25 protein-coding genes are annotated in these 24521 nt (G+C 63.4%); 11 read left to right on the forward strand and 14 right to left on the reverse strand.

The annotated features are described in order from the left end of the window. Positions 1-32 precede the first annotated feature (32 nt). Positions 33-1211 carry a GGDEF domain-containing protein gene (locus tag AC0Z2B_RS02290; protein ID WP_476294955.1) on the reverse strand — a complete coding sequence of 393 codons (1179 nt, stop codon included), beginning with the start codon at positions 1209-1211 and terminating at the stop codon, positions 33-35. Between the two features lie 228 nt (positions 1212-1439). Next, the gene (locus AC0Z2B_RS02295; protein WP_476294956.1) at positions 1440-1727 is read right to left on the reverse strand and encodes a helix-turn-helix domain-containing protein; all 288 of its coding nucleotides are present in this window, start codon (positions 1725-1727) and stop codon (positions 1440-1442) included. Positions 1728-2099: 372 nt separating this feature from the next. Here AC0Z2B_RS02295 and AC0Z2B_RS02300 point away from each other — a divergent pair, with 372 nt between their 5' ends. The 4 genes from AC0Z2B_RS02300 (at position 2100) to AC0Z2B_RS02315 (ending at position 8323) form a co-directional block, all read left to right on the forward strand. Then, positions 2100-2828 (forward strand): class I SAM-dependent methyltransferase, encoded by a 729-nt coding sequence (locus AC0Z2B_RS02300; protein WP_476294957.1) that lies wholly within the window; start codon positions 2100-2102, stop codon positions 2826-2828. Beyond that, on the forward strand, positions 2825-3220 hold the full coding sequence (locus AC0Z2B_RS02305; protein WP_476294958.1) for a lysozyme inhibitor LprI family protein: 396 nt from the start codon (positions 2825-2827) through the stop codon (positions 3218-3220). The genes AC0Z2B_RS02300 and AC0Z2B_RS02305 overlap by 4 nt, the downstream gene beginning before the upstream one ends. An 87-nt stretch (positions 3221-3307) precedes the next feature. Beyond that, positions 3308-6127, forward strand: a complete 2820-nt coding sequence (locus AC0Z2B_RS02310; protein WP_476294959.1) for a chemotaxis protein CheB — start codon at positions 3308-3310, stop codon at positions 6125-6127. Between the two features lie 12 nt (positions 6128-6139). Beyond that, positions 6140-8323, forward strand: coding sequence for a putative bifunctional diguanylate cyclase/phosphodiesterase (locus tag AC0Z2B_RS02315; protein WP_476294961.1), 2184 nt, complete (start codon positions 6140-6142; stop codon positions 8321-8323). 6 nt (positions 8324-8329) lie between these two features. On the opposite strand, the gene ppk2 is transcribed toward AC0Z2B_RS02315, so the two are convergent. The 3 genes from ppk2 to AC0Z2B_RS02330 all read right to left on the reverse strand — a co-directional run bounded on the left by ppk2 (position 8330) and on the right by AC0Z2B_RS02330 (position 9924). Next, positions 8330-9247, reverse strand: a complete 918-nt coding sequence (gene ppk2, locus AC0Z2B_RS02320) for a polyphosphate kinase 2 (RefSeq protein WP_416422701.1) — start codon at positions 9245-9247, stop codon at positions 8330-8332. A gap of 93 nt (positions 9248-9340) precedes the next feature. Then, positions 9341-9673, reverse strand: a complete 333-nt coding sequence (locus AC0Z2B_RS02325) for a type II toxin-antitoxin system HicB family antitoxin (RefSeq protein ID WP_476294962.1) — start codon at positions 9671-9673, stop codon at positions 9341-9343. Continuing rightward, positions 9670-9924, reverse strand: a complete 255-nt coding sequence (locus AC0Z2B_RS02330) for a type II toxin-antitoxin system HicA family toxin (RefSeq protein WP_473005507.1) — start codon at positions 9922-9924, stop codon at positions 9670-9672. Before AC0Z2B_RS02330 ends, AC0Z2B_RS02325 begins: the two co-directional genes overlap by 4 nt. 269 nt (positions 9925-10193) lie before the next feature. On the opposite strand from AC0Z2B_RS02330, the gene AC0Z2B_RS02335 reads away from it, so the two are divergent. The 3 genes from AC0Z2B_RS02335 (at position 10194) to AC0Z2B_RS02345 (ending at position 11716) form a co-directional block, all read left to right on the forward strand. Next, a complete protein-coding gene (locus tag AC0Z2B_RS02335; protein WP_476294964.1) occupies positions 10194-10604 on the forward strand; it encodes a DUF4087 domain-containing protein in 411 nt (136 codons plus the stop codon). 63 nt (positions 10605-10667) lie between these two features. Next, positions 10668-11327: a DJ-1/PfpI family protein gene (locus AC0Z2B_RS02340; protein WP_476294966.1), complete on the forward strand. Its 660-nt coding sequence runs from the start codon at positions 10668-10670 to the stop codon at positions 11325-11327. A gap of 119 nt (positions 11328-11446) precedes the next feature. Further along, positions 11447-11716 carry a hypothetical protein gene (locus AC0Z2B_RS02345; protein WP_476294968.1) on the forward strand — a complete coding sequence of 90 codons (270 nt, stop codon included), beginning with the start codon at positions 11447-11449 and terminating at the stop codon, positions 11714-11716. On the opposite strand, the gene alaC is transcribed toward AC0Z2B_RS02345, so the two are convergent. The 8 genes from alaC to hmpA form a co-directional block, all read right to left on the reverse strand. Continuing rightward, complete coding sequence (gene alaC, locus AC0Z2B_RS02350; protein ID WP_416422697.1) at positions 11713-12933, reverse strand: alanine transaminase; 1221 nt, start codon at positions 12931-12933, stop codon at positions 11713-11715. The two genes, AC0Z2B_RS02345 and alaC, sit on opposite strands and share 4 nt — an antisense overlap. 318 nt (positions 12934-13251) lie before the next feature. Beyond that, positions 13252-14139, reverse strand: coding sequence for a heme o synthase (gene cyoE, locus AC0Z2B_RS02355; protein WP_416422696.1), 888 nt, complete (start codon positions 14137-14139; stop codon positions 13252-13254). A 10-nt stretch (positions 14140-14149) separates the two neighbouring features. Then, positions 14150-14485: a cytochrome o ubiquinol oxidase subunit IV gene (gene cyoD / locus AC0Z2B_RS02360; protein WP_416422695.1), complete on the reverse strand. Its 336-nt coding sequence runs from the start codon at positions 14483-14485 to the stop codon at positions 14150-14152. Further along, on the reverse strand, positions 14485-15114 hold the full coding sequence (gene cyoC / locus AC0Z2B_RS02365) for a cytochrome o ubiquinol oxidase subunit III (RefSeq protein WP_416422694.1): 630 nt from the start codon (positions 15112-15114) through the stop codon (positions 14485-14487). The genes cyoD and cyoC overlap by 1 nt, the downstream gene beginning before the upstream one ends. Before the next feature lie 3 nt (positions 15115-15117). Beyond that, positions 15118-17139, reverse strand: a complete 2022-nt coding sequence (cyoB, locus tag AC0Z2B_RS02370) for a cytochrome o ubiquinol oxidase subunit I (RefSeq protein ID WP_416422693.1) — start codon at positions 17137-17139, stop codon at positions 15118-15120. A gap of 3 nt (positions 17140-17142) precedes the next feature. Beyond that, positions 17143-18078, reverse strand: coding sequence for a ubiquinol oxidase subunit II (gene cyoA / locus AC0Z2B_RS02375; RefSeq protein ID WP_416422692.1), 936 nt, complete (start codon positions 18076-18078; stop codon positions 17143-17145). A 587-nt stretch (positions 18079-18665) separates the two neighbouring features. Further along, on the reverse strand, positions 18666-19172 hold the full coding sequence (locus tag AC0Z2B_RS02380) for a disulfide bond formation protein B (RefSeq protein ID WP_476294970.1): 507 nt from the start codon (positions 19170-19172) through the stop codon (positions 18666-18668). Between the two features lie 244 nt (positions 19173-19416). Next, positions 19417-20586, reverse strand: coding sequence for an NO-inducible flavohemoprotein (gene hmpA, locus AC0Z2B_RS02385; protein ID WP_476294971.1), 1170 nt, complete (start codon positions 20584-20586; stop codon positions 19417-19419). Positions 20587-20739: 153 nt separating this feature from the next. On the opposite strand from hmpA, the gene norR reads away from it, so the two are divergent. The 4 genes from norR to AC0Z2B_RS02405 all read left to right on the forward strand — a co-directional run bounded on the left by norR (position 20740) and on the right by AC0Z2B_RS02405 (position 24229). Continuing rightward, a complete protein-coding gene (norR, locus tag AC0Z2B_RS02390; RefSeq protein WP_476294972.1) occupies positions 20740-22281 on the forward strand; it encodes a nitric oxide reductase transcriptional regulator NorR in 1542 nt (513 codons plus the stop codon). Positions 22282-22454: 173 nt separating this feature from the next. Further along, positions 22455-23354, forward strand: a complete 900-nt coding sequence (locus AC0Z2B_RS02395) for a chemotaxis protein (RefSeq protein ID WP_476294974.1) — start codon at positions 22455-22457, stop codon at positions 23352-23354. Between the two features lie 7 nt (positions 23355-23361). After that, a complete protein-coding gene (locus AC0Z2B_RS02400) occupies positions 23362-23826 on the forward strand; it encodes a GNAT family N-acetyltransferase (RefSeq protein ID WP_476294976.1) in 465 nt (154 codons plus the stop codon). Between the two features lie 79 nt (positions 23827-23905). Further along, on the forward strand, positions 23906-24229 hold the full coding sequence (locus AC0Z2B_RS02405; protein WP_476294977.1) for a hypothetical protein: 324 nt from the start codon (positions 23906-23908) through the stop codon (positions 24227-24229). A 3-nt stretch (positions 24230-24232) separates the two neighbouring features. Here AC0Z2B_RS02405 and AC0Z2B_RS02410 read toward each other — a convergent pair whose 3' ends face one another. Beyond that, positions 24233-24520 carry a hypothetical protein gene (locus AC0Z2B_RS02410; RefSeq protein ID WP_416422685.1) on the reverse strand — a complete coding sequence of 96 codons (288 nt, stop codon included), beginning with the start codon at positions 24518-24520 and terminating at the stop codon, positions 24233-24235. Between the last annotated feature and the right edge of the window lies 1 nt (position 24521).

The following is a 24521-nucleotide window of genomic DNA, read 5'->3' on the forward strand; positions in this document are numbered from 1 at the left end:
ACTGACCACGGGCAGGTCGCCTGCCGCGCCACTCACTGCGCGCGCACCGGCTCCCCACCCGCGCACGTCCAGTCCACCAGGCGAATGCTGTCGCGGCCGCCGCGCTTGGATTCGTACAGCGCCGCATCGCCCAGTTCTATCAAGGCCGTCAGGCTGGCCGGCGGCTGGTCGAACAGGTTGGCGCCAATGCTCAGTGTCACCGCTTCAGGGGTGGCGAAGGCCTCTGCGGCGGCGCTGTGGAAGCGGTCGCGCAGGGCGCTGCCCAGTTCGACGATGGCGTCGCGCGAGGCGTTGCTCACCAGGATCACGAATTCGTCGCCGCCCAGCCGCGCGGCCAGGGCGTGCTCGGGCAGTACCGCGCGGATCATCTCGCTCAGGGCAATCAGCAGGCGGTCCCCGGCGGTGTGGCCGTGCAGGTCGTTGACCAGCTTGAAGTTGTCGATGTCGATCAGCAGCAAGGCGCCAGGCCGCGCGCTGGACACATCCTGCAGCAGGCGCGGCGCCCGCTGTTCCAGGGCGCGGCGGTTGTACAGGGCGGTGAGCGGGTCGCGGGCGGCCAGGCGGGCGATGTGCTGCTCGCGGCGGTAGCGCTCGGTGCCGGTCATGGACAGGGCAATCAGCATGATCGCCATGGCGCCTTCCACCAGGGAGATCTGGATGATTTCGCCGCGGAAGGCCGCCAGGTCGATCAGGGTGCCGGGGATGACCACCGACAGCGCCTTGGCAAAGTAGAACAGGCCGTGCAGCAACAGCACGTAGCGCAACTGCACGGCGCCCACGCTGAGGGACTTGCCGTGGGGGCGCAGCAGGAAGCTGGCGCGCAGGGTGACAAGGCCGATCATGCTCGATTGCGTGGCCATCATCACCTTGGACCACCAGGGCCCGTCGGGCAGGAACAGCATGCCCAGCCAGACGGCGATGATCAGGTACCAGGCCTTGGACAGCCGCGCCTCGGTGAAACGCGCCACGCCCAGCAGGAACAGCCAGTGGGCGGTCACCAGCAGGCCGTTGGCGAACCAGATGCCCACCACCAGCAGGCCGCTGCCGCGCAGCAGGGCCAGGGTGGAGCCAACGGTGATGATGGCGAAACCGGCGCTCCACTGCAGCAGCGATGGCGAGCGCACGCTGGCCCACTCCACCGCCAGGTACAGCGCGGCAGCGGCAGCCAGGGCGATGGTGATCGTCAACATTGTGGGTGGGTCGAGCGCCATGTTCTGACAAGGCCTGTGCGGGTCATTTGCGATGAACGGATTGTAAGCGTTCGGGCCGGATTTTCGGAGAGCCTGGTCAAGTTTTCGGATGACGGCCTTCTGCGACACGCTGTCGCCTGTGCCATCGGCGGCGCGGGCGGAATCTTTATTGATCGGACGGGTAATTTTCGGCGGTTGCGGGCAGGCGGTGAGCGCTGGTGGCCGGTGGCCCTACCCAGGCTCGATTAGTCAATCCAGCGCAGATAACTCGCGCAAAACCTCGGGGTGCAGGCTGGCAACGCGAAGCAACGTCTGCGCCGCCCCGGTTGGCTGACGGCGACCTTGCTCCCAATCCTGCAAGGTACGCAGGCTCACACCGAGCAGCTTGGCAAAAACGCTTTGGGAAACGCCAACCCGCGAACGGGCCTCAGCCGCACGGGACAACGCCACTGGGGTGATTCGTGCTGCATGGCCTGCCTTCATCTGGCGAACCGAGGTCAGCAAATCACGCTGGAACTGTTCCATCTCAGCGTCCATTGGGTATCTCGTGTTTGAGTCGCTTGAGCAACGAGGTAGGCACCCTACGCAAAGCCGTACAACCCAACAATACCCAGACTATTTCCGTATATGAACAGAAGCTCAAATCGCGCCCAACAAAAAACCCGCCGAAGCGGGTTTTGTGTTTTGGCCCATTCAACTCCCTGTCGAAGTGAATCCTTTCGTGGCCTGTCATCCTGACGCCGGGCAACTCCTTTGCCTCAGCTGTTGGACGTAGATTAAGGCCACGGGCGGGTTTCCCATAGAGGCGATTGGAAGCACGGCGTGTAAGACATTGGCTATTACACTATAGGCTCCGTCGCACCCACCGGGCTGTAGTAGGCTTGGGGAAAACGCCAAGGACCGCTGCCCATGACCCAGAACATCTACGACAACCCGGATTTCTTCGCCAATTACGCCCAGCTGGGGCGCTCGGTACACGGCCTGGACGGCGCCGCCGAGTGGCCGGCGCTGCAGGCCATGCTGCCGAACATGCACGGCGTGCGGGTGGTGGACCTGGGCTGCGGCTATGGCTGGTTCTGCCGCTGGGCCGCCGAACAGGGCGCGCGCAGCGTGCTGGGGCTGGACGTGTCGCAGAAGATGCTGGAGCGCGCCCGCGCCACCACCGGCGACGCGCGCATCCAGTACGCCCAGGCCGACCTGGAACAGTTGGTGTTGCCCGAGTGCAGCGTGGACCTGGTCTACAGCTCGCTGACCCTGCATTACCTCAAGGACCTGGCCGGCCTGCTGGCCGCAGCGCACAAGGCGTTGGTGCCGGGCGGCCACTTGGTGTTCTCCATCGAACACCCGATTTTCATGGCCGCGCGCCACGCAGACTGGGTCACTACGAAGGACGGGCGCAAGACCTGGCCGGTGGACAGCTACCAGCGCGAGGGTGAGCGAGTGACCAATTGGCTGGCCGACGGCGTGGTCAAACAGCACCGCACCCTGGGCACGCTACTGAACGCGGTGATCGACGCCGGCTTTACCCTGGCGCATATCGAGGACTGGGGCCCCACGGCGCAACAGCTGGCGGCGGTGCCGGCACTGGCCGATGAGGTGGAGCGGCCGATGCTGTTGCTGGTGGGGGCGCACCGATGAGAACATTTGTACTCCTGCTGCTCGGCACCCTGGCCACCGGCGCATTCGCCGCCAGCGAACCCAAGCCCGACTGCGCCAACGCGCTGACCACGGTGCAGATGACCCAGTGCGCAGCGCTGGATGCAGACGCCGCCGAGGCGCAACTGAACGCGGCGTATCAGCAACTGTTGAAACGGCTGGGTCAGCCTGATACCGCCACGGACAGGTTCAGCCTGATGCGCCAGAAGCTGCAGGTGGCCCAGCGCGCGTGGATCAAGTTCCGCGACGCCGACTGCGAAGCGGTGTACCAGATGAACGCCTCGGGCAGCCTTCGCGGGCTGGCGGCGCTGGGCTGCAAGCGGGCCCACGCCGAGCAGCGCACCAAGGAGCTGCAGGCCTACCTGGGGCCGTGACCCCCTGCGGCAGCGGCTACAGGTTTGACGCACCCGCGTATCAAACCCGTTAAGATAAGCCTCTCCCCCGCCACCGCAGGCCCCACCGTGTCATCACTCATCGTCGCCCTCGGCGCTTCCGCCGGTGGCCTGGGGCCGCTGGAAGGTTTCCTGCGCCTGATGCCGGCCGATTCGGGCGCCTGTTTCCTGGTGATTCAACACCTGGACCCCGACCACCCCAGCCTGCTGGCCGAGATTCTTGGCCGCGCCACCACCCTGGCCGTACTGGAAGCCACTGACGGCGCGCGCCTGCTGGCCAACACGGTGTACGTGATTCCGCCCAACCACGACCTGCGCCTGGCCGGCAAGCGCCTGGTGCTGGGGCCGCGCCAGCAGCCCGCGGGCCAGCACCGGCCGATCGACACCTGCTTCACCTCCCTGGCCGAGCAACACGGTGCGCGCGCGGTGGGCATCGTGCTGTCCGGCACCGGCAGTGACGGCACCCGTGGCTGCCGGGCCATTCTCGACCACGGCGGCAGGACGCTGGTGCAATCCCCCGAGGAAGCCGCCTACAGCGGCATGCCCGACAGCGTGATCCAGGCCGGCAATGCCACCCAGGTGCTGACCGTGGTGCAGATGGCCGGGGCGCTGTTCAGCGAGCCGCTGCCGGTGGCCAATACCGCCCTGCAACACATTCTGCTGCACCTGCGGCAAAGCACGGGCCACGACTTTACCCAGTACAAGAAAAGCACCATCGCCCGGCGCATTGAACGGCGCATGCAGGTGCAACAGGTGGCCAGCGAAGCCGACTATGTGCAGCTGCTGGAAGCCAGCGCCAGCGAGGCGCAATTGCTGTTCAACGAGTTGCTGATCAACGTCACCCAGTTCTTCCGCGACCCGCTGGCGTTCCAGGTGATGCAGGCGCAGGTGCTGCAGCCCATGCTGGCGGCCAAGGGCCGCGACGAGATGCTGCGCATCTGGGTGGCCGGCTGCGCCAGCGGCGAGGAGGCCTATTCACTGGCCATCCTGCTGCACGAGCTGCTGCAGGGCCGCGACCAGCCGCTGACCGTGCAATTCTTCGCCACCGACCTCGACGCCGACGCCATCGCCACCGCACGGGCCGGGCTGTACCCGCCCAGCATCGCCGAGGACGTGGGCGCGCACCGGCTGCAGCGCTATTTCACCCAGGAAGAAGCGGGCTACCGGGTGCGCAAGGAAATCCGCGAGATGATCGTGTTCGCGGTGCAGAACGTGATCAAGGACCCGCCCTTCACCCGGCTCGACCTGCTGTGCTGCCGCAACCTGATGATCTACCTGGGCCACGCGCTGCAGAACCGCCTGGTGCCCAGCTTCCATTACGCGCTGAAGCCGGGCGGCGTGCTGTTCCTGTCCCCCAGCGAGAGCATCGGCGGCCACGCCACGCTGTTTTCGCCGCTGCATCGCAAGTGGAAACTGTACCGGGCCATCAAGGGTACGATGCCCGCCTCCATGCCGTTGAACCGCAGCCTGTCCTGGGTGCCCGAACGGATCGCCAAACTACCGGAACACCCCGCGAAAATGACCCGTGAAAGCAACATCGCCGAACTCACCCGCCGCGCCCTGTTGCAGGATTTCGGCCCCGCGTCGGTGGTCACCGACCTGACTGGCACCATCCTCTACATCCACGGCGACACAGGCAACTACCTGCGCCCGGCGCCCGGCCAACCCAGCCTGAGCGTCATCGACATGGCCCGCGAAGGCCTGCAACTGGCCGTCCGCAACGCCGTGCAGCAGGCGGCCGACGGCAGCCTGACGCAGCCGCTGACCGTCACCACCGATGGCATCAACCGCCAGGTGCAGGTCAGCGCCCGGCGCCTGGCCGACAGCGCCCAGGGCGAACGCCTGCTGCTGATTACCTTCCAGGACCTGCCCGGTGCGCCTGTCACCAGCAGCGAGTCGCTGAGCCAGCCAAGCCCCGAGAACGTCACGCGCCTGGAGCGCGACCTGGCCTATACCCGCGCCAACCTGCAGGCCACCATCGACGAGCTGCAGGACGCCAACGAAGAACTGAGCTCGGCGAACGAGGAAATGCAGTCCACCAATGAAGAGTTGCAGTCCTCCAACGAGGAACTGGAGACCTCGCGTGAGGAGCTGCAATCGGTGAACGAGGAGCTGGTGACCGTCAACGCCGAGCTGCAGGCCAAGATCGAGCAGTTGGGCGACATGCAGAACGACATGAAGAACCTGCTGGACAGCATCAACATCGGCACCATTTTCCTCGACACCCACCTGACCATCCGCCGCTTCACCCGCGACGCGGTGAAAATCTACCGGCTGATCCCCAAGGACGTCGGGCGGCCGCTGGCCGACATAACGTCGTACCTGGACAACCTCGACCTGCTGGTGCCCGCGCAACAGGTGCTCGACACCCTGATACCCCGCGAGATAGAGCTGTGCACCACCACCGGCGACTGGTTCATGGCGCGCCTGCTGCCCTACCGCACCCTGGACAACGTGATCGACGGCGTGGTCATGACCTTCCACGACATCAACGCCCGGGTGGCCAACGAACAGGCGATCCAGGCCGCCCGCGAACTCGCCGAAGCCATGGTGGACACGGTGATCGAGCCGCTTTTGCTGCTCGATCACGACCTGCGGGTGGTGACGGCCAGTCGCTCGTACTATCGTGAATTCCACACCGGGCCGGCGCAGACTGCTGGCCGTCGGCTATATGAGTTGGGCAACGGCCAATGGGATATCGTGGCACTGCGCAATCAGTTGGGCACCATTCTGCAGGACAACACCAGTTTCGATGGTTTTGTGGTGGAGCAGGTGCTGGCCGGCGGCGGCCCGCACACCATCACCCTGAATGCCCGTCGTGTCGCCGGCAGCGGCGCGCGGCCGCACCTGATCCTGCTGGCCATGCAACTCCAACCGTCGAAAACCTAGAGGGTCTGCTCCATGAAGTTGCCGACACCTGCACAGGCTTCACCCCACGCTGCGCAGGCCGGCAACACGCAGCTGCTGTACGACCTGCAGATGCACCAGGTCGAGCTGCAGATGCAGAACGAGGAGCTGCGCAACGCCCACCTGGCCCTGGAGACCTCCCGCGACCTGTACCTGGACCTCTACGAGCACGCGCCGGTGGGCTACCTGACCCTGTCTACCCAAGGGGTGATCGAAGCGGTGAACCGCACTGGCGAGAGCCTGCTGGGCTGCGCGCGCGAGCGCCTGCTGCAGCGCCGCTTCGCCAGCCGGGTGGCCAGCCATGACCGCGACCGCTGGCAGCAGGTGTTCGTGCGCATGTGCCGTGGCGCCCAGCCCGAGGAATGCGAGCTGACCCTGCGCCGCGCCGATGGCAGCCTGTGGCAGGCACGGCTGAACTGCGTGCAGCACCCCAGCCAGCCGCCCAGCGTGCGCGTGAGCATCACCGACCTCACCGCCCGCCAGCAGCTGGAAAGCCGCCTGAGCCTGGCCGCCAGCGTGTTTACCCATGCCCGCGAAGGCATCATGATCACCGACGCGGGCGGCGCGATCGTCGAGGTCAACGACGCCTTCAGCACCATCACCGGCTACGCCCGGGCCGAGGCGCTCGGCCAGAACCCGCGCTTCCTGGCCTCGGGCCTGACCGAGCCGGGCCTGTATGCCGACCTGTGGCGCAGCCTCTGCGAGACGCACCACTGGCAAGGCGACCTGTGGAACCGCCGGCGCAACGGCGAGAACTTCGCCACCCGCCAGACTATCACCGCCATCCTCGACCCACAGGGCCGGGTACAGCACTACGTGTCGCTGTTCACCGACGTCACCGAACTGCACGAACACCAGCGCCAGCTGGAATACATCGCCCACTACGACCCGCTGACCCACCTGCCCAACCGCGTGTTGCTGGCCAGCCGCCTGCAGCAGGCCATGACCCGTGCCTTGCAGGCGGGCAGCAAACTGGCCCTGGCTTATCTCGACCTGGACGGTTTCAAGGCCATCAACGACCTGCACGGCCACGAGGCCGGCGACCGCGTGCTGACCACCGTGGCCCGGCGCATGAAACACACCCTGCGTGACGCCTGCACGCTGTCGCGCCTGGGCGGCGACGAGTTCGTGGCGTTGATCGTCGATCTCGACCATGTGTGCGACAGCGCGCTGATGCTCGAACGCCTGCTGGCCGCCGCCAGCGAAGTGGTACACATCGGTGCGCTGCCCATCGAGCTGTCCGCCAGCATCGGCGTCAGCTATTACCCGCAGGAGGGCGAAGTCAGCGCCGACCAGCTGCTGCGCCAGGCCGACCAGGCCATGTACCAGGCCAAGCTAGCCGGCAAGAATCGTTTTCACGTCTTCGATGCCCAGCACGACCTCGACCTGCGCGGCCACAACGCGCGCCTCGACCGTATCGAGCGCGCCATTCGCGAACAGGAGCTGCGGCTGTACTACCAACCCAAGGTCAACCTGCGCACCGGCCTGGTGGTAGGCACCGAGGCGCTGCTGCGCTGGGAGCACCCGGAAAAAGGCCTGTTGCTGCCTGACAGTTTCCTGCCCTTGGTGGAAAGCAACGCGCTGTCGGAAGTGATCGGCGACTGGGTGCTGGACGGCGCCCTGAAGCAGATTCAGGCATGGCAGCGGCAAGGGGTGCAGGTGCCGGTCAGCGTCAACGTCGGTGCCCGCCAACTGCAGCACCCCGACTTCGTCGCCAACCTGACCGAGCGCCTGGCCGCGCACCCGGACGTCGACCCGTGCATGCTGATGATCGAGATCCTGGAAACCAGTGCGCTGGAGGACATCGAAGGCGTGTCGCAGACGTTGCGCACCTGCGCGGCCATGGGCGTGCGCTTCGCCCTGGACGACTTCGGCACCGGCTATTCGTCGCTCAGCTACCTCAAGCGCCTGCCAGTGGCGCAGCTGAAAATCGACCAGTCCTTCATCCAGGGCATGCTCGATGCCCCCCAGGATATCTCCATCCTGCAGGCCATCCTGGGCCTGGCCAGCGCCTTCGACCGCGAGATCATCGCCGAAGGCGTGGACAACGCCGCCCAGGCCAGGCGCCTGCTACAGATGGGCTGCGAGCTGGCCCAGGGCTTTGGCATCGCCCAGCCCATGGCCGCCGACGCGGTGCTGGGCTGGATCAGCGACTGGCAAGCCAGGTCGCACTGGTAGGCGGCTTCAATACACCTGCGGCACAATCAACTCTTCGGGCACCGGGCTGCGGGTGTAGTCCAGCTGGCGCTCGCGCTGGGGCAGCTCGATGGCCGGGTGTTCCACTTCCTCGTACGGCATCTGCGACAGCAGGTGGTTGATGCAGTTGAGCCGCGCCTTCTTCTTGTCGTCGGCCTGCACGATCCACCACGGCGCCTCGCTGATGTGGGTGCGCTGCAGCATCACTTCCTTGGCCTTGGTGTAGGCCTCCCAGCGGCGCCGCGACTCCAGGTCCATGGGGCTGAGCTTCCACTGCTTGAGTGGGTCGTGGATGCGGCTGAGGAAACGCAGGTGCTGCTCCTGGTCGGAGATGGAGAACCAGTACTTGATCAGCTGGATGCCGGAGCGTGCCAGCATGCGCTCGAACTCCGGCACGCTGCGGAAGAACTCCTCGTACTGCTCGTCGTTGCAGAAGCCCATCACCTTCTCGACGCCCGCACGGTTGTACCAGCTGCGGTCGAACAGCACGATCTCGCCGGCGGCCGGCAGGTGCGACACGTAGCGCTGGAAATACCATTGGGTGCGTTCGCGGTCGTTGGGCGCCGGCAGCGCCGCCACGCGGCACACCCGCGGGTTGAGGCGCTGGGTGATGCGCTTGATGACCCCGCCCTTGCCCGCCGCGTCACGGCCTTCGAACAGGATCACCACCTTGTGGCCGGTCTTCACCACCCAGCTCTGCAACTTCACCAACTCGCCCTGCAAGCGGAACAGCTCGGCAAAATACTGCCGGCGCGCGTGCTTCTCGGGGCTTTCGGGGATGTTGTTGTCGAACAGCTCATCGAAGTCGAAGCCATCGTCCAGCAACTCGAGTTCAAGCTCTTCGTCACCGTGGTCGACCAGCTCGCGGTGAATGCGGTGCATCAGGGTATCGGCGCTGGCGTGCATGATGGATTCTCCCGTGGATGTCGGACGTTTCCGAGATGGTAGGGAGAATTTGTGACCGGGTGGTTAAGCTCTCACCGGCCTCGATAGGCAGGTTCAGGCATGGGCCGCGCGTGCGAACACTTCATCCGCCCACTGGTTGAGGCTTTTCCCGGCAACCTGCGCGGCAATGGTGGCGGCAGCATGAACTTCCGGGCGAATGCGCAGCATCACCTTGCCTGAAGCCGGCTTGTCAGGCGTGACACCCCGTTCCGCGCAGTCTTCCAGATAGTCATCAACAGCCAACGCCAGTTCACGATGTAATTCCACAACGGAATGGGCGTGGAAACTGATGATGTCACGTACGCCGAGCAGGCGGCCGACAAAAATATCATCGCGCTGATCAAACTCGACGCGCGCGGTATAGCCTTTGTAGGTCATGCAATTCATACGTCAACTCCTGCCCGCTCGAGAAACTCGCGGGCCTGTTCCACTTGGTAGCGTTTCGCCTCTTTACCTGGATGAGGCCTGTGGCAACGCCAGGTCTCCCCATTCAGGGTCAACTTAACCCTGGAGCCTTCGCGCTCCAGGATCTTTCCGCCCAGATGGCTGACCAGTGCCTCGATATCAGCAAAGACAATGGTGGCACTGGTGGGTTGGCGCCAGATGGATTCAAGCGTTTTCCGGTATCGATTATTCATCGATAAACGCTATCACTTTATGATAGCAGATGCCGTAATTCAAGTGTTACGACCCATGAATACGAGCCTAAAACGCCATCATGAAAATTGTGACCGCCTCGTCATTTTAAGCACAACGCCATCAAAAGTACTCACGACGCTACATTTTTGACACCAAAAACCGTCAATATAATGTTACTAATAATAAGGTTATTGAGAAGCCAATCCCATTCTCATTGTTCATCTGGCTGCCGCGCTTTATGTCGGCACGCCCAAGACACGGAGGTCTTATGCGCCTATTTCGCATTCCAGGCAGCGTCGCGCTGCTCGCTGTTTCCCTCATGCCCCTGGTCCATGCCGAAGAGGCCACCCAAGAGCGCCTGTGTGGCTGGTACGAGAACCCTACACCGCGGGTCATCAATCTCATCGACCACGAAGGCAGCTGGAAAGTGGCCACTGCGGACGGCTACAGCGCGCCAGGGCAGAAGCCGATTTTCCGCGCCAGCCAGTGGATACGCACCAACGGTGACTACGGCTATGGTTGCGCCTGCCTGTCCGGCGACATCGATGAACAGACCCACACGGTCAACGCCATTGCCACCGCCACCGCGCGCACGTTGGCAGCGTGCCGCTCTGACGCCAGCCTGCGTGAACCGTCGGAGTTGAAGGGCAAGAACGTGGTGGGCGCCATTGTGATGTAGCTCGCTGGATTGGCAGCATTTGTGCGATTGTTGTCATTCCCGCCAATGGCCGGTCGAGCGATGATGGTTCCACCTCTCTTCGTGGAAGCCATCATGCTCAACGACCTGATTCGCCAACGCCCGCTGGACATCAACCTGCTGCTGTACCCCGAGGTCGAGATTCTCGACTTCGCCGGCCCCTACGAGGTGTTCAGCGTCGCCAGCCGCGTGGCCTTGCGCGACGGCGTGCTGGCTCACCCGGCGTTTCGCGTGCACACCGTGGCCGCCCAGGCAGGCCTGGTCCGCGCCCGTTACAACCTGCGCGTGGAGGCTGACGCCAGCCTGGAAAGCGCCCTGCCCTGCGACATTCTGATAGTGCCTGGGGGCGTGGTCGACCAGCCGCTGGCGGATGCGCGCACCCTCGACTGGGTAGCCACGACGGCCACCCGCACCGCGCTGGTGACGTCGGTGTGCACCGGTGCGTTCGTGCTGGCCAAGGCCGGCGTGCTGACGAACCAGCGGGTGACCACGCATTGGGACGACATTGAGCTGCTGCAGCGCGACTTTCCTGCGCTGACAGTGGTTGCCGACGTGCCCTACGTGGACCTGGGCAGCCTGATCACTTCTGCGGGGATTTCCGCTGGCATCGACATGAGCCTGCATGTGGTCGCTCGCCTGTTGGGTGCCGACACCGCGGCGAGCACGGCCAGGCAGATGCAATACCCCTGGCAAGATCAGCCCTGAGGAGAAATTTCCTAGATCGTTTCGGGAAGCTTCCGAGGCAATACTGGAAGCATCCGGTTACGGCGTGGTGCGAGCGTCCGGATAATGCAGCCGCTTCCACCTCGTACCGGATAGTGACAATGCCCCTACACGCCCCGAACACGCTGCCCTTCCTGCTGCTGGCCTTGACGCCATTCGGCGCCCTGGCCACGGAAGGCGTGATCCACTTCAGCGGCGCGGTGACCACGCCCCTGTGCCCGTTGCTTCTGGCACCGGACCAGCCTGTATTGGCCCGCCTCGCGACCGCAGGCCCGGGCTGCGAGGACAGCGGGCGGGTCGCGGAACTGCGGGTTGAGACAGTTGGCGAGCCACAGGAAGGGCTCGCCGTTGTCACGGTGCAGGTGTTCTAGGCCTTGGCGGCCTTGCCGAAGCCATCGGCGCGGAACATCTGGCGAATACCGCGCAGCGCCTGGCGGATACGGTCCTGGTTCTCGATCAGGGCGAAGCGCACGTGGTCGTCGCCGTACTCACCAAAGCCGATGCCCGGCGACACGCACACCTTGGCCTCGGCCAGCAGCTTCTTGGCGAATTCCAGGGAGCCCAGGTGCGCGTACTGCTCGGGGATCTTCGCCCACACATACATCGAGGCCTTGGGGTTCTCGACCATCCAGCCCAGCTCGTGCAGGCCCTTGACCAGCACGTTGCGGCGCTGGCGGTACTGCTCGGCGATGTCCAGCACGCACTGCTGGTCGCCTTCCAGGGCCGCGATGGCCGCGACCTGTAGCGGCGTGAAAGTGCCGTAGTCGTGGTAGCTCTTGATGCGCGCCAGGGCGTTGACCAGCTCCGGGTTGCCGACCATGAAACCGATGCGCCAGCCGGCCATGTTGTAGCTCTTGGACAGGGTGAAGAACTCCACTGCGATGTCCTTGGCCCCGGGCACCTGCATGATCGAGGGGGCTTTCCAGCCGTCGTAGACGATGTCGGCGTAGGCCAGGTCGTGCACCACCAGCACGTCGTACTGCTTGGCCAGCGCGACCACGCGCTCGAAGAAGTCCAGTTCCACGCACTGGGCGGTGGGGTTGGAGGGGAAGCCGAGGATCATCATCTTCGGCTTGGGGATGGAGCCACGGATCGCCCGCTCCAGTTCCTCGAAGAAGTCCACGCCGGGCACCAGCGGTACCGAACGCACCTGGGCGCCGGCAATCACGGCACCGTAGATGTGGATCGGGTAGCTGGGGTTGGGCACCAGCACGGTGTCGCCCTGGTCCAGGGTGGCCAGCATCAGGTGCGCCAGGCCTTCCTTGGAACCGATGGTGACGATGGCTTCGTTTTCAGGGTCGATCTCGACCTGATAGCGGTCGGCGTACCAGCGCGAAATGGCGCGACGCAGACGGGGAATGCCACGCGAAGTCGAGTAGCCGTGGGTGTCCTCACGCTGGGCAACGCTGACCAGCTTTTCCACGATATGCGGCGGGGTGGCGCCGTCGGGGTTGCCCATGCTCAGGTCGATGATGTCCTCGCCACGGCGGCGGGCGGCCATCTTGAGCTCGGCGGTGATGTTGAAGACGTAGGGGGGAAGACGATCGATACGCGAAAAGCGGCGCGGCGAAGAACCGTTGTCAGCCATGTTGAAACCTCGAGACGTAAGCGCCCGGAACCGTCCGAGCGACGCGGCCAGTGCGCTGGCCAGAGGCATAACAATAAGCCTGGGGAGGAAAAGCTGTCCAGCCCCTTTTCAGGGATAGTTGAATTATTTATGTTAAAACCAGAAATTTCACCTTAAAACAAAACACAATTCAGTGGATTATCCTGAATAAGTGAGAAATGCATGACGCGGCCTATCGGCCGCTGCTACGGGGGGTTCTTGAACGCAAAAACGCCCCGGACCTTGCGGTACGGGGCGTTTTCGGTGTAGCAGGACAGCGATCGAGTCGCGTACCTACACTCAGTGAGCGTAGGTCAGCAGCAGCTCCGTCGGCGCCTTGAAGTCCAGGGACATCATCACGCTCAGGGCCGTGATGGTGAAGATGGAGAACACGAACAGCTTGCGTGCCCACACCTTGTCATCAACTGCCTTGTAACCGGTCCAGGCCATGTACAGCCAGTACATGCCCATCGCTGCCGCCACTGCCAGGTAGCTCATGCCTGCGTAACCACCAAGGGTCAGCATGAGAGTCGCCAGCAGGAACGCCAGGATGTAGAGCAGGATGTGTTTCTTGGCTACAACGATGCCACGCTTGACCGGCAGCACCGGAATCGATGCGGCCAGGTAGTCGTTGAAGCGGAAGATCGCGATGGCATATGAATGCGGCATCTGCCAGAGGCTGAACATCACCAGCAGGGTCAATGCAGCCATGTCGAAGTGACCGCTCACGGCCACGTACCCGATGACGGGCGGCATGGCTCCGGAGAGGCTGCCGACCAGGGTACCGTGCACCGACTTGCGCTTCAGGTACAGGCTGTAGAAACCCACGTAGATGATGAAGCCGATCAGGCCGCCCAAGGCCGCCAGCGGGTTGGCCATCTTGTACAGCATGGCCAGGCCCGCCACACCCAGCAGGGTGGCGTAGGCCAGGGCGACCTTCAACGAGATCAGGCCCTGGACCAGTACGCGGTTCTTGGTGCGTTCCATCTTCACGTCGATGTCGCGGTCAATGCAGTTGTTGAATGCACAACCCGACGCCACCACCAGTGAAGTGCCAATCACCGTGGCCAGGAAAAGGGCGAAATCTACATGCCCTTGCGAGGCCAGGAAAAAGCCGCCTGCCACAGAAAGCACGTTACCGAAAATGATCCCCGGTTTGGTGATTTGGATAAAGTGCTTAACGGACATGCAGTTTTCCTCAGTGCGCCATCATGACGGTATGGATGCTGACCATGATCCACAGCGCCAGGCCAACCAACAGCACGATGACGATGCCTGCGAACACGAAGGCGATGACGTTGTTGCGTTGCGCCTCACTACGGTCCAGGTGCAGGAAGTACACCAGGTGAACCAGTACCTGGATCACGGCAAATGCCAGGATCAGGAACAGCGTCGCCGACTTGGAGAACACTGGGTGCATGACCAGGGCGAACGGGATCGCAGTCAGGATGATCGACAGTACGAAACCGATCATGTACGACTTGAAGCTGCCGTGGCTGCCCGAATCGTGGGCGTGAGCGTGAGCGTTAGCCATTACAGGGTCCCCATCAGGTAAACAACGGTGAACACGCAGATCCACACCACGTCCAGGAAGTGCCAGAACAGGCTCAGGCAGCTCAGGCGGGTGTTATTGGTCGGGGTCAGGCCGTGTTTCGAGACCTGGTACATCATCACCGCCATCCAGATCAGACCGCTGGTCACGTGCAGGCCGTGGGTACCGACCAGCGTGAAGAAGCCAGACAGGAAGCCGCTGCGCGACGGGCCGAAGCCCTCCGAGATCAGCTTGTGGAACTCGTTGAGTTCCATGCCGATGAAGCCCAGGCCGAACAGGAAGGTGATGAACAACCAACCCAGTACGCCACCCTTGTTACCCTTGTGCAGCGCCAGCATGGCGAAGCCGTAGGTGATGGAGCTCAGCAGCAGGCAGGCGGTCTCGCCCAATACGTACGGCAGTTCGAAGATGTCATGACCCGACGGACCACCTGCAACGTTGCCCGACAGTACGGCGTAGGCAGCGAACAGCGATGCGAACAGGATGCAGTCCGTCATCAGGTAGATCCAGAAACCAAATACGGTCATTGGACCCGCATCATGGTGTTCGTGGTCGTCGTGCCCATGGTCGTGACCATGGGCAGTTCCAGCGTTCAATACTATGTTCGACATTGTTTAAGCCTGTTCAAGCGCGTTGACGGGGGTCTTGGAGACACCAGCCACGTTTGCTTTCGCCAAGATTTGTTGACGTTCGCCTTCGATGCGAGCCACTTCTGCTGCAGGGACCATGTAGCCTTGATCATCACGCGCAGCGTGGATGATGAAGTAGCCAACACAGCCGATCAGGCCAACAGCGGCCAGCCAGAAGATGTGCCAGATCATCGCGAAACCGAACACAGTCAGGAAGGCGCTCATCACCAGGCCCGTGGCAGTGTTGTTAGGCATGTGGATATCCGTGTACTTCGTCGGGAACGTGTACGCGGTACCGTTGCGCTTGGCTTCGGTGAAGGCATCGATGTCGTTTGCGGTTGGCAGCACGGCAAAGTTGTAGAACGGCGGTGGCGAGGAAGTCATCCACTCCAGGGTGTGGCCGTTGTACGGGTCACCGGTCACGTCGCGGTTCTGATCACGGTCACGGATCGAAACGTACAGCTGGATGAACTGGCAAGCGATACCGGCCAGGATCAGCAGTGCACCACCCATGGCCACGTACAGGTACGGGGTCCAGTCCGGGTTGTCGGTGTGGTTCAGACGACGGGTCATGCCCATGAAGCCCAGTGCGTACAGCGGCATGAATGCCACGTAGAAGCCCGAGATCCAGAACCAGAACGCTGCCTTGCCCCACTTCTCGTTCAGGGTGAAACCGAACGCTTTAGGGAACCAGTAGGCGAAGCCTGCGATGTAGCCGAATACAGCACCACCGATGATCACGTTGTGGAAGTGAGCCACCACGAACAGGCTGTTGTGCAGCACGAAGTCAGCACCTGGAATGGCCAGCAGTACGCCAGTCATGCCGCCGATCGCGAAGGTGATCAGGAAGCCCAGGGTCCACATGACCGGCGCGGTGAAGCGCAGGCGACCTTGGTAGATAGTGAACAGCCAGTTGAACAGCTTCACACCCGTCGGGATGGCAATCAACATCGTTGCCAGGCCGAAGAAGGAGTTGACGCTGGCGCCAGAACCCATGGTGAAGAAGTGGTGCAGCCAAACCATGAAGCCCAGTACCGCGATGCAGCCAGAAGCCAGAATCATCGACACGTGGCCGAACAGACGCTTGCCGGAGAAGGTCGAGACCACTTCGGAGAACACGCCGAACGCTGGCAGGATCAGGATGTACACCTCAGGGTGACCCCATGCCCAGAACAGGTTGACGTACATCATCGGGTTGCCGCCCAGCTCGTTCGTGAAGATATGGAAGTCCATATAACGATCGAGGGTCAGCAGGGCCAGGGTGGCGGTCAGGATCGGGAACGAAGCCGCGATCAGGACGTTTGCCCAGGTGCAAGTCCAGGTGAAGATAGGCATGTCCATCAGCTTCATGCCTGGGGTACGCATTTTCAGCACGGTGACCAGGAAGTTCACGCCGGTCAGCGTCGTACCGATACCCGACAGCTGCAGCGCCCAGATGTAGTAGTCCACACCCACGCCCGGGCTATAGCCCAGTTCCGACAGCGGTGGATAGGCAACCCAACCGGTACGTGCGAATTCACCGACGCCCAGCGACAGGTTGATCAGTACCACACCGGATACCAGCAGCCAGAAGCTCAGGGAGTTCAGGAACGGGAACGCAACGTCACGGGCGCCGATCTGCAGTGGAACTGCAAGGTTCATCAGGCCGGTGAAGAATGGCATCGCCATGAAGATGATCATGATCACACCGTGGGCGGTGAAGATCTGGTCATAGTGTTCAGGCGGCAGGTAGCCCTCGCCGCCGTTGGCGGACAAGGCAAGCTGCGAACGCATCATCAGGGCGTCGGCAAAGCCACGCACCAACATCACCATGGCGACGACGATGTACATCACGCCAATTTTCTTGTGGTCAACCGAGGTCAGCCATTCGGTCCACAGGTAGGACCATTTCTTGAAGTAAGTGATCGCCCCGACCAGCGCCAGCCCACCCAGGATGATCATACTGATCGTGACCATCACTATCGGGACATGGAAGGGGATCGCTTCCAAAGTTAATTTACCAAACATCGTTTACTCCTCTGCCCCAGCAGCTGAATGCGAACCCATGTCCATACCTTCCATACCGGCGACTTCTTTGCCTTCGTGCGCCATGTGGCCTGGATTCATACCCTCATACTTGTCGATGATGGTCTGGAACAGGTTTGGCGTGAACGAGGAATAAAGCGCGACAGGTGCTTTCTCGCTTGGTTTGGCCAGAGCAGCGTATTCAGCCGAATCAAGCTGTTTAGGTGAATTCTTCACTTCCGCGACCCATGCATCGAAGTCCGCCTGGGTGGTGGCGACTGCCTTGAACTTCATGCCGGTGAAACCTTCGCCGCTGTAGTTGGCGGAGATACCATCGAATTCATGTGGCTGACTGGCCAGCAGGTGCAGCTGGGTCGTCATGCCGGCCATCGAGTAGATCTGGCCGCCCAGGCCCGGAATGAAGAACGAGTTCATCACCGAGTCAGATGTAATGCGGAAATTGATCGGGGTGTTGGCCGGGAACTCGATCTTGTTGACGGTGGCGATACCCAGGTCCGGGTAGATGAACAGCCACTTCCAGTCCAGCGAAACGACCTGGATGGTGATCGGCTTCACGTCGGACTCGATCGGGCGATACGGGTCAAGGGCGTGAGTGGACTTGTAGGTGATCACGCCCAGCACGATCAGCAGGCACAGGGGAATACCCCAGATGGCGGCTTCGATCTTGTTGGAGTGGCTCCAGTCCGGCGTGTATTTGGCCGAAGTGTTGGTAGCGCGGTATTTCCACGCGAACACGATGGTCATCACAATGACGGGTACCACCACCAGCAGCATCAGCAGGGTAGCGGTAATGATCAGGTTTCTCTCGTCGAGACCGATCGGCCCTTTCGGGTCAAGCAGGGTCCACTTGCATCCACCGAGAAAAAGCATGCCGAAAAAGGGCAATATGCCAAACAGTCTGGGGTAACGCTTTTTGCTCATCTCACGACCTCTAAGCAGCTTGCATCAGTGCAATTGTGTTTTGATCGCCAACACTTCGTCCTGCCAAGCGTCAGCATTTATCGAGTTGGATACGGGCATGCCTAGAGATCAGCTGCTGCTGTTTGGCAGACCTGTGTGGTACGGTAATTTCTTATTGTGCCTTTGCAGGCTAAGTGTCGGTTAGTCGGCAATAGCCTGTCTGCAGACCAAATCCATTTGGGTGCGGAAACACAAGGTGGGCTCTCAACCCCGCGCCTGACGTGGCCTGGAGCACTGGCGGGGGGCATTTCTGCCACCTGTCGAGCGTCTCGCAAAGCCTGGCCCAGCGGATTTTGCGGGGATTGTAGATACCTCAGGTTTCATTGACTATGGCTTATTTAGCAACAATAAGTTTCCGCTAGTGTAACAATGAAGCCCACTTTCAAGGGATTGCGACACGATGTCGCACCCCCTGCCGCACCCCTAAAAGCCTGGTTTTGCTAGGGATAAAGCCCTTACAAAAGGTCTGTGCTTATCGGTCACGCCTTGGCAAGGCGGTGGAATCGGCACGATTAATGATTTGTAACTTGACCTCGAAGGGCGCCGTTTCAGCCCTTGCGGCGGTTGCGATAGATGCCCAGCGGCACCAGGACGATCGTCAGCGCGAAGGCTACCAGAGCCCATTGTGCCAAGGACAGCCCCAACACGGGTGGATAGGGCGTGGTGCAGAAACCGCTGACCTGGAACACCATGGGCCAGGCGTCGGCCAGGGGCAGGCCGTCGACGAAGGGCTGCAGCACGTCGACGCCGCAGCTCGAGGAAGGGTTGGCCAGCACGTAGACGTGATTGCCGGCCGCCACCGCGCCACCGACGGCGCTGAGCACCACCAGCGCCTCGAACACCGTGAGGCTGCGCTTGCCGGGCATGGCGGCACCAATGAAGGCGAACAGGGCAATGAACAGCAGCGCGTAGCGTTGCAGGATGCACAGCGGGCATGGCGCCTCTTGCAGCACCACCTGCATGTACAGCGCACCGCCGATCAACGCCAGGCAGATGATGCCCAGCAAGACCAGGAAACGCTTCTCGCGGTTCAGCTGCGATTTCACATCACTCATTGCTTGTCCCTTCATTGGTGTGGGTAGGCTGTCGTGCCGTTGCGCCCGCCAGTCTACACGCTCACCAAGACCTTGAAAAAACAGGAAGGTTCCGGGACTTGCGCGGGACTGTGGAGTAAACCGCAGCGAAATTAACCCTGCGTTAACCCGCCGTTAACCCGCTGACCGCGTAGCAGCTGCCGAAGGCTGCGTCCGGGACAATTGCATCGCCCCTGACGCGGCCTGGCGTCCGCTGCTACGTGATTCAGATTTCGGCAGCCGGGCCGAAGAACTCATAGTGCGCCTGCCCTTCCGGCACGCCCAGCGCCTTGAGGTTGCCCTTCACCGCCTTCATGAAGCCCTTGGGCCCCAGGAAGTAGGCGTCCAGGTCACGCTCGGCCGGCAACCAGCGGTTCAACAGCGCGTTATCCAACAAGCCCACCGCATCCGCTGCGCCGCCCGCCTCGGCGTAGCAATAGAAGCGCTTGAGCTGCGGGTGGCGCGCCGCCAGGTTGTCCACCCAGTCGCGGAAGCCGTGCACCGCGGCGTTGCGCGCGCAATGGATGAAGTAGATCGGCCGCTGGCTGGGCAACGCCGCTTCCAGCATCGCCAGGGTCGGGGTGATGCCCACGCCCCCGCTGATCAGCACCAGCGGCTTGCTGCCGGCGTGCAGCACGAACTCGCCGGCAGGCGGGAACAGCTGCACCTGGTCGCCTACCTGCAGGCGCTCGTGGAGGAAGTTGGAGACCTTGCCCCCGGCCTCGCGCTTGACGCTGATGCGGTACTGCCCGCCCTTGGCCAAGGCCGACAGGGAGTAGTTGCGGCGGTGTTCCTCGCCGTCGATCAGCAGCTTGATGCCGATGTACTGGCCGGCGCTGAAATCGAGAATGGCCTGGCCGTCCACGGGTTCGAAGTAGAAGGACACAATTTCGCTGCTCTCCTGCACCCGCGCCGCCAGCTTGAAGTCCCGGCCACCGCGCCAGCCGCCTGGGGCGTCAGCCTTCTGCTGATACACCTCGGCCTCGGCGGCAATCAGGATGTCCGCCAATTGCTGGTAGGCGTTGCCCCAGGCTGCCAGCACCTGCGGGGTGGCGATCTCGCTGCCCAGCACTTCCTCGATGGCACGCAGCAGGCAGGCGCCGACAATGGGGTAATGCTCGGCCTGGATCTGCAAGGCCACGTGCTTGTTGATGATGCGCGCCAGTAGGCCGCCCAGCTGGTCGAGCTGGTCAATATGGCGGGCATACATCAACACGCCATTGGCCAGGGCCCGCGGTTGATCGCCGCTGGCCTGGTTGGCCTGGTTGAACAGCGGGCGCACACTGGGGTTCTCTTCCAGCAGGGTGCGGTAGAAATGGGTGATGAGCGCTTCGCCGCCACTTTCCAGCAGTGGGACGGTGGATTTGACGATGGCGCGATCCTGGGCACTGAGCATGGCGTAACTCCTTGAAGCGTGAGTTGAAAAGGTTGCCCAAGGTATTTCACGCTTCATGCCAACTATTTTATCGATATAAATCAATAAGTTAATAAACATCATGGTCAAAATGACAACAACAGCGTAAAGTCATAATGACTACACGAGGTCATTATGACTGCAAAACCGCTGCTCACTGCCCTGCTGCCACTGGTCTCCGACCTGTCCCGCGACCTGCCCGAACGCGAGCGCTACCGCCGCCTGCTGCAAAGCCTGCGCACCCTGCTGCCGTGCGATGCCACCGCGCTGCTGCGCCTGGACGGCGATTGCCTGGTGCCACTGGCCGTGGACGGTTTGAGCACCGACACCCTGGGCCGGCGCTTCAAGGTCAGCGAACACCCGCGCTTCGAGATCCTGCTGAACAACCCCGGCCCGACCCGCTTCGACAGCGACACCACCCTGCCCGACCCCTACGACGGGTTGGTGGACGGCCTGCACGAAGACCTGCACGTGCACGACTGCCTGGGCTGCCCGCTGTTCGTGGAAGAACGCCCCTGGGGCCTGCTGACCCTGGACGCGCTGGACCCGCAGCGCTTCGACAGCCTGGACCTGGACGCCCTGGAGGCGTTCGCCAGCATGGCCGCCGCCACCGTCACCGTGGCCGAGCGCATGGACCAACTGGCCATGCGCGCCGAGGACGAGCACCAGCGTGCCGAGGTCTACCGCCAGGCCAGCGGCCAGCAGCCCCATGAAATGATCGGCCAGAGCCCAGCGCTGCAACGCCTGGGTGACGAAATCCGCCTGGTGGGCGGCAGCGACCTCACCGTGCTGATAACCGGCGAAACCGGGGTGGGCAAGGAACTGGTGGCCCAGGCCATCCACCAGGCTTCGCCGCGCGCCCGGCAGCCCCTGATCAGCCTCAACTGCGCGGCGCTGCCCGACACCCTGGTGGAAAGCGAACTGTTCGGCCACGTGCGCGGCGCCTTCACCGGCGCCACCAGCGACCGGCGCGGCAAGTTCGAGCTGGCCAACGGCGGCACGCTGTTCCTCGACGAGGTGGGCGAACTGTCCCTAAGCGTGCAGGCCAAGCTGCTGCGGGTATTGCAGAGTGGCCAGCTGCAACGCCTGGGCTCGGACCGCGAGCACCAGGTGGACGTGCGCCTGATCGCCGCCACCAACCGGGACCTGGCCGAGGAAGTCCGCGAGGGCCGCTACCGGGCAGACTTCTACCACCGCCTCAGCGTGTACCCGCTGCAGGTGCCGGCGCTGCGCGAGCGCGGCCATGACGTGTTGCTGCTCAGCGGTTATTTCCTGGAACAGAACCGCTCGCGCCTGGGCCTGGGCAGCCTGCGCCTGAGCGCCGACGCCCAGGCCGCGCTGCTGGCCTACCCGTGGCCGGGCAACGTGCGCGAGCTGGAACACCTGATCGGCCGCGCCGCGCTCAAGGCGTTGGGGCAACAGGGCAAGCGGCCGGACATCCTCACGCTGGCCGCCGCCGACCTGGACCTGCGTACCGCGCCCAGCAGCGCACCGCTGATCACCGACGACACCGTGGCACCGGGCATCGACCTGCGCCAGGCCACCGACCTGTTCCAGCGCCAGCAGATCCAGGCCTGCCTGGCCCGCCACCAGCACAACTGGGCCGCCGCCGCCCGCGAGCTGGGCCTGGACCGCGCGAACCTGGCGCGCCTGGCCCGTCGCCTGGGCTTGAAGTAACCCTGCGGGGCGCCCGGACGCGGCCTGCCGGCCGCTGCTACGCCCTCCGGGCCGCGTCCCGGCCACCACGCAGCCCCAGGATGACAAACAACCGCCCGCCGGCCTAAAGCCTGCCCGCGCCGGGTCGATAAACCTGGCATCGAATTGAAACCGGTCTGACAGAGAAGGTCCCCATGTCGTCCAAGAATGCCCGCGCAGATTCACTCTCGCTCCTGCTGTTTACCTTGCGCAGCGGCAAGTTGATGGCGATCAACCTGTTGAAGGTCAGTGAAATCATCCCCTGCCCGCCCCTGACCCGCCTGCCGGAGTCGCACCCGCACGTGAAGGGCGTGGCCACCCTGCGCGGCACCTCGCTGTCGGTGATCGACCTCAGCCGTGCCATCGGCGAAATGCCGTTGCTGGACCCCAGCGGCGGCTGCCTGATCGTCACCGACATCAGCCGCTCCAAGCAGGGCCTGCACGTACAGGGCGTGAGCAAGATCGTCCACTGCCTGACCACCGACATCCGCCCGCCGCCCTACGGCGCCGGGGTCAAGTCGTTCATCACCGGGGTCACCCAGGTGGACGGCGCGTTGGTGCAGGTGCTGGATATCGAAAAAGTCATCCACGGCATCGCCCCCGCGCCCATCGAGGCCGGCCACGAGCAACTCAGCGAAGAAGACGCGCAGCTGCTGGCCCAGGCCAACATCCTGGTGGTGGACGACAGCCAGGTGGCCCTGCAGCAGTCGCTGCTGACGTTGCGCAACCTGGGCATCGACTGCCACACCGCGCGCAGCGCCCGCGAGGCCATCGACCGCCTGCTGGAGCTGCAAGGCACTGCCGAGCAGATCAACGTGCTGGTGTCGGACATCGAAATGTCGGAAATGGACGGCTACGCTTTGACCCGTACCCTGCGTGAAACCCCCGACTTCAAGGACCTCTACGTGCTGTTGCACACCTCGCTGGACAGCAAGATGAACAGCGACAAGGCCCAGGCCGCCGGCGCCAACGCCGTGCTGACCAAGTTCTCGTCGCCCGAGCTGACCCAATGCCTGATCCGCGCTGCCCGCGCGGTGGCCGGCGTGCCCCACTGACACCGCCATGGCCGAGTGCATCCTGATGCGCAAGGCCCTGGGCATTGCCGAGGCCCCCGTGTGGTGGCCGCTCGGCGTGCAACTGCGGCCCTGGGAACCCTCTGCCGCCGCAGCCGCCCATGCCTTGCTACTGAGCGTGCAGCAACTGGAACCCGCCAGCACGCCGCAGGCCTGGCTGGAACAACTGGCCAGCGACCCCGAGTTCGACCCGCGCCTGTGCCGGCTGGCCTACGGCCCCGACGGCCTGGCGGGGTTCGCCATGGGCTGGACCAGCAGTTTCATCCGCCACCTGGCCGTGCAACCCGACGCCCGCCGCCAGGGCCTGGGCCTGGCCCTGCTCAACGACCTGCTCAACGCCTACCGGCGCCGCGACGAGGGCTTCGTCGACCTGACCCTGCTGGCTGACAATGCCGACGCGCTGAGACTTTATGCCCGCGCTGGCATGCACGAGGTGCGTCGCTATAGTCAGTAGCTATATCCAGTAACAATGCCGGTCACAAGCCGGCCCTAGCCCTGAGTCATACTTCGCGCTTTCCCCAACGAGGCTCCCGATGACTACCACCCGCCTTCCCGCGTTGCTGCTGCTGGGCCTGTGCGCCACCGCCCAGGCCTCCAGCGATGAAGCCTGGGCTGCCCACGACCAGCAGGTGATCGACGCCTGCGTGGCGGCCAGCCAACTCAAGGACAGCCAGCCCGTGGGCCGCCCCGCAGAATTCGACGACAGCGTCGGCTACAGCGCCCTGCTGTTGCAGGGCCGCTACCCCCAGGCGCACATGAAGAACCGCCAGGGCCGCGAGCTGTGCCTGTTCGACAAGAAACAGCAGCGCGCCCAGGTCAGCGAGTGGGACTCGATCATGAGCGTGCGCAAGCCCTGAGCTTCACAGCCAGACAAACCGGTACACCAGGTCCAGCCAGGGCTGCAGCCTGTCGCTGCTGCCCAGCAACGCCAGGCACAGCACGTTGGCCAGCAGGCTGGCGAACAACGAGGCCTTGAACCAGGGGTTGTCCTGCAGCAGGGCCACCAGGCACACCGCCAGGCCGCCCAGGCTGGCCAGCCAGGCCTTGCTGCCTGGCGCCACCGGCAAGTAGTGCAACACCACCAACAGCAGCGGCATCAGCACGAGCGCAACGGGGTTCAACCATTTACCCAGGTGGGGGCGATTCAAG

It is taken from the genome of Pseudomonas sp. GYB4201 (assembly GCF_056312595.1).

What these genes read in the sequence shown, in the direction of transcription:
- AC0Z2B_RS02295 (WP_476294956.1), bottom strand. Translation starts at nt 1,727, where the DNA reads ATGGACGCTGAGATGGAACAGTTCCAGCGTGATTTGCTGACCTCGGTT.
- AC0Z2B_RS02330 (WP_473005507.1), bottom strand. Translation starts at nt 9,924, where the DNA reads ATGAATAATCGATACCGGAAAACGCTTGAATCCATCTGGCGCCAACCC.
- cyoB (WP_416422693.1), bottom strand. Translation starts at nt 17,139, where the DNA reads ATGTTTGGTAAATTAACTTTGGAAGCGATCCCCTTCCATGTCCCGATA.
- alaC (WP_416422697.1), bottom strand. Translation starts at nt 12,933, where the DNA reads ATGGCTGACAACGGTTCTTCGCCGCGCCGCTTTTCGCGTATCGATCGT.
- AC0Z2B_RS02340 (WP_476294966.1), top strand. Translation starts at nt 10,668, where the DNA reads ATGGTTCCACCTCTCTTCGTGGAAGCCATCATGCTCAACGACCTGATT.
- cyoA (WP_416422692.1), bottom strand. Translation starts at nt 18,078, where the DNA reads ATGAGCAAAAAGCGTTACCCCAGACTGTTTGGCATATTGCCCTTTTTC.
- AC0Z2B_RS02325 (WP_476294962.1), bottom strand. Translation starts at nt 9,673, where the DNA reads ATGAATTGCATGACCTACAAAGGCTATACCGCGCGCGTCGAGTTTGAT.
- cyoE (WP_416422696.1), bottom strand. Translation starts at nt 14,139, where the DNA reads ATGTCCGTTAAGCACTTTATCCAAATCACCAAACCGGGGATCATTTTC.
- ppk2 (WP_416422701.1), bottom strand. Translation starts at nt 9,247, where the DNA reads ATGCACGCCAGCGCCGATACCCTGATGCACCGCATTCACCGCGAGCTG.
- AC0Z2B_RS02395 (WP_476294974.1), top strand. Translation starts at nt 22,455, where the DNA reads ATGTCGTCCAAGAATGCCCGCGCAGATTCACTCTCGCTCCTGCTGTTT.
- AC0Z2B_RS02315 (WP_476294961.1), top strand. Translation starts at nt 6,140, where the DNA reads ATGAAGTTGCCGACACCTGCACAGGCTTCACCCCACGCTGCGCAGGCC.
- AC0Z2B_RS02400 (WP_476294976.1), top strand. Translation starts at nt 23,362, where the DNA reads ATGGCCGAGTGCATCCTGATGCGCAAGGCCCTGGGCATTGCCGAGGCC.
- norR (WP_476294972.1), top strand. Translation starts at nt 20,740, where the DNA reads ATGACTGCAAAACCGCTGCTCACTGCCCTGCTGCCACTGGTCTCCGAC.
- AC0Z2B_RS02300 (WP_476294957.1), top strand. Translation starts at nt 2,100, where the DNA reads ATGACCCAGAACATCTACGACAACCCGGATTTCTTCGCCAATTACGCC.
- AC0Z2B_RS02335 (WP_476294964.1), top strand. Translation starts at nt 10,194, where the DNA reads ATGCGCCTATTTCGCATTCCAGGCAGCGTCGCGCTGCTCGCTGTTTCC.
- AC0Z2B_RS02305 (WP_476294958.1), top strand. Translation starts at nt 2,825, where the DNA reads ATGAGAACATTTGTACTCCTGCTGCTCGGCACCCTGGCCACCGGCGCA.
- cyoD (WP_416422695.1), bottom strand. Translation starts at nt 14,485, where the DNA reads ATGGCTAACGCTCACGCTCACGCCCACGATTCGGGCAGCCACGGCAGC.
- cyoC (WP_416422694.1), bottom strand. Translation starts at nt 15,114, where the DNA reads ATGTCGAACATAGTATTGAACGCTGGAACTGCCCATGGTCACGACCAT.
- AC0Z2B_RS02380 (WP_476294970.1), bottom strand. Translation starts at nt 19,172, where the DNA reads ATGAGTGATGTGAAATCGCAGCTGAACCGCGAGAAGCGTTTCCTGGTC.
- AC0Z2B_RS02345 (WP_476294968.1), top strand. Translation starts at nt 11,447, where the DNA reads ATGCCCCTACACGCCCCGAACACGCTGCCCTTCCTGCTGCTGGCCTTG.
- AC0Z2B_RS02290 (WP_476294955.1), bottom strand. Translation starts at nt 1,211, where the DNA reads ATGGCGCTCGACCCACCCACAATGTTGACGATCACCATCGCCCTGGCT.
- AC0Z2B_RS02405 (WP_476294977.1), top strand. Translation starts at nt 23,906, where the DNA reads ATGACTACCACCCGCCTTCCCGCGTTGCTGCTGCTGGGCCTGTGCGCC.
- hmpA (WP_476294971.1), bottom strand. Translation starts at nt 20,586, where the DNA reads ATGCTCAGTGCCCAGGATCGCGCCATCGTCAAATCCACCGTCCCACTG.